The organism is Acinetobacter sp. Swhac1, assembly GCF_013390985.1.
GTDB classification, from domain to species: Bacteria; Pseudomonadota; Gammaproteobacteria; order Pseudomonadales; family Moraxellaceae; genus Acinetobacter; species Acinetobacter towneri.
In genome coordinates this window covers 1-3486 of the sequence record NZ_JACASN010000070.1, presented here as the reverse complement: position 1 = coordinate 3486, position 3486 = coordinate 1, and the positions used below count along the sequence as shown (strand labels likewise).

Here is a 3486-nt window from a genome sequence, read left to right as displayed (position 1 = left end):
GGACAAGCATCGTCATTTTATTATGGTCAGCCTCAGGGTGAAGTGTGTCTAATCAACAGGGTTTTCGGTCTCTAAGTACTTTTTAAAGGGAACATCATCGACTCAAATCTCTATTTGCAACAGTGCCAAAAAAACCAACTTCAAGTTGGTTTTTCTTTTTTAATCATCAGTGGCGACCTTAACACCATATCCAATTAAACCTGCAAGGCTAGCATAGGCTATTTTGGCATAAATCGAACCCCACCAGACCGTAATTTTACTGGCACCAAATTCCCGAACCGTTTGCCCCATAAAATTAGTGGTTTCATAGAAATTTTTAGCAGAATAACCTAACGCAATATGATCAAGGACAGGGAATAAACTAAAAGCTAAACCTACTGCTGCTGCGGGGAAAGTAAACTCTCTTGATAGACCGAATTTTCCAGTAATAAATACAAGCGATACCACGATAATTAATCTAATGATAGTCCATAGCATCACTGTGAAAGGCAAGTTAAAGATGCCTGCTCCCTGCCACGCAAGACCGCAAACAACTAACACGATAAAGCCTACAACTATCAGGAATAATACAAATTTATCATGATCATCTTTACTCATTAAAAAGTCTTTTATGGTTTGTTATTTTCACTTGCTTATGCCAGGTGAAGTTAGATTCTAGGTGTATTTCTAGGGGTAGTATTAAGATTGCTTTGCAGCTTCATCTTGTGATTAGGAGCATTCAAATTTTCTTCCGGTGCAGTAATCTTTTGCTTCAATAACTGCTCACGGTACTCGCTATAAACTTCAGTTTTATTGCGGGCAGTAAAACGGTGTGCGCTCTGATCTTTAAACTCTGTGAAGTACCGATCTGAATACTTAACAGAAAGTTTTTCAAATGGAATCTCATATTCCATATCATTGATTCGAGCTTTAATCATTGGTTTATCTTTCATCTTGTAGGCATCAAGAACCTTTAATTCTGTTCCCTTCTCAAAGGTTTCTTTCTTAAAGAATCCAGTCTTGATCTGTAACCCTTCCTCAAGTTTGAGAAGCTCACCTTTTGCAATTTTCATACCTCTAATGCTACCGATCTCATCACCTAAAATAGATTTAGATTTAAGATTCGCACGAACCTCGGTAACAATTTCTTCCTTCGTGAATGTACGATTCTCTGAAGTTAAAGCATGTATCTTCGAGTTAATTCCGTATATCTCCCGCTTATCTTCAATATGGTGGCGGTGATCTTGCAGATATGCTTTGATCAATTTTTCTTGCTTGTCTACTAAAGTGAAGTCTGTAGAAAATTCTTTCTTTTCTGATCGTCCTAGAACTTTTTTGAAGTTTTCAAAAGGTGTAACTTCTTTTTCAACAGGATTGTAATTCTGATCATATGAGATTTTCCCATCTGGACGTTTAACGAATTCTTTTTCATTCGTGGTAAACGACATAGCAGAATAATTAATTTCGACATTATGTTTATGTCGGGTCAAAGCAACATAAGTTAAATTAGCATTCATGTTCTCACTCGCCACAATATAGGCATTATCAACAGTCATACCTTGTGATGAGTGAATAGTATTTGCATAACCATATTTAAATTGGTTGTATTCATTTAAATCTACTTTAATGATCTCATTATTTCTATCTGACTGAACCATCATAAATTTAATGTTATTAAGATTATCTTTTTCAAAACCGATTACTTTTGCTGTTTCACCATTGCTAACTTTTAATTTTGAATCATTCTGCTTAAATACAATTTTTTCTCCGACAGTAATTTCAATATCACCGAAAGCAGTTTTAACATGATTACCAGTAGCAGAAAGTTGACCATTTTTAATTAATACATTTCTTGCCATGCGGTTTAATTCATTCACATCATTATTTGAATGAGCAAGCATTAACTTATTTTCGCTAGAATCTTCACTCCAAGATTTAATAGTTTTGGCTAGTGCTAGATCGTGAGATTCATATTCATTAACAGCATTAATGGTCTTATAAATATCTAATGCTTTGTCAACTTCATGCTTAGATAACAACTTAGATGCTTCAATCATTTTCTCTGATTCCTTCGCATATTTTTGTCGTTGTATATTTTCTAATGAAGCAATATTTTTCTTATCAAGGTTATCTTGAATATGAGCAAAAGCAGAACCAGCACTAACAGCACTTAACTGATAACTATCACCAACAAGTTTTATTTGAGCATCATGCTTCTCTACGATCATGAGAAGTTTTTGCATGTCTCTTGAGCCGACCATCCCCGCTTCATCTAAGATCAAGACAGTCTTATTATTGATCTCAAAATTACCACTTTCATATCGGGCAAGGAATGAAGCAATTGTACTGCTTGGAATATTACAATCGTCAGAAATAGCTCTAGCTGTAATTGCCTGCAAAGCAATACCATGAACTTTATAATCTGAAGTTTTGAAGGCTTCAGAAACAGCACTAAGAACATAAGACTTACCAGTACCAGCCGAACCATTTAGCAATGAGATTCGATCAGTAGAAGTCAAAGTATAATAGGCTGCTTCTTGCTCTCTATTGAATGTTCTTTTATCAGCAATTTTTACAGCATTTAAAGTGAATTTTTCAGTTAAATTAAATGGCTTCTGTACTCGACTTTGCTCATTGGCATTGTAGATAAATGCAGTAATAGAATCTTCAATTCCGACCAATTCTTTTGATGAGAATACAACCTTATCTTTCCCAAACAACATTGCCATATCAGGACAAGTCATTACAGCTTCATAGGCTTTAAGATATTGTTCTTGACTGTCAGTATGAGCCATAACAAAACGCTCAAGATCACGGGCAGTAAATACAGACTGATTAGAAGTTAAAGCTCTAATAACTTCCGAAGGACGCTCAATAATAATTTCGCCATTTTGATGACGTATATTTTTTATATTTTCATTAATGAAATATTTATGATTACTAACATAATCAGCCCTGAAGTTTTGACTGGATAATTCAAGCCCCTGAGCCTTATAACTTCTATGATCTATACGAGCATCAAGACCTAAATTTTCGCAAAAATCGTTTACATGGTTAGCCCATGATAAGCGTGTATCTGCCACAAAAACTTTAGATGAAAAATAGCGATCTTTACCTGCCCCGCCCTTTTCAGGATTAGTCGGATTGTAGCGTTTAAAGTGTTGTACTTCGTCACGATCAATACCATCTAATTTTCTTTCACTAAACATCAAAAGAATATGAGGATTTTGTTCACCATCACTTGCTAATGGGCTATGAATTGCATAGGAATATGTGAAGTTTTTACCTAAAGTCTTATCTACAAATTCCTGTACTAATTCTTCACGTTGTTCTTTATTCAATTCTCTAGGCAATGAAATTTCCAATTCAGTATAAATACGCATACGCGCCAACTTAAGCCATGTTGATGATATTTCATACACTCTGGTGCCTCCTAAATAACATTGAAATATCATCTGTAAATCGTTGTAATTTCCTCTTCCTAGGCCGCTCCGACATACTTTTAAT

At 35.0% G+C, this 3486-nt stretch carries 1 protein-coding gene and 2 pseudogenes; 1 reads left to right on the top strand and 2 read right to left on the bottom strand.

From position 1 onward, the window contains the following. A pseudogene (locus tag HX743_RS15680) lies at positions 1-75 on the top strand (IS6 family transposase); the annotation flags it as partial. Between the two features lie 84 nt (positions 76-159). Here HX743_RS15680 and HX743_RS15675 read toward each other — a convergent pair. Both HX743_RS15675 and HX743_RS15670 read right to left on the bottom strand, forming a co-directional pair. Then, positions 160-597 carry a hypothetical protein gene (locus HX743_RS15675; protein WP_000030933.1) on the bottom strand — a complete coding sequence of 146 codons (438 nt, stop codon included), beginning with the start codon at positions 595-597 and terminating at the stop codon, positions 160-162. Between the two features lie 50 nt (positions 598-647). Beyond that, a pseudogene (locus HX743_RS15670) lies at positions 648-3359 on the bottom strand (AAA family ATPase); the annotation flags it as partial. Between the last annotated feature and the right edge of the window lie 127 nt (positions 3360-3486).

Coding starts and splice junctions, on each gene's coding strand:
- HX743_RS15675 (WP_000030933.1), bottom strand. CDS start 597: ATGAGTAAAGATGATCATGATAAATTTGTATTATTCCTGATAGTTGTA.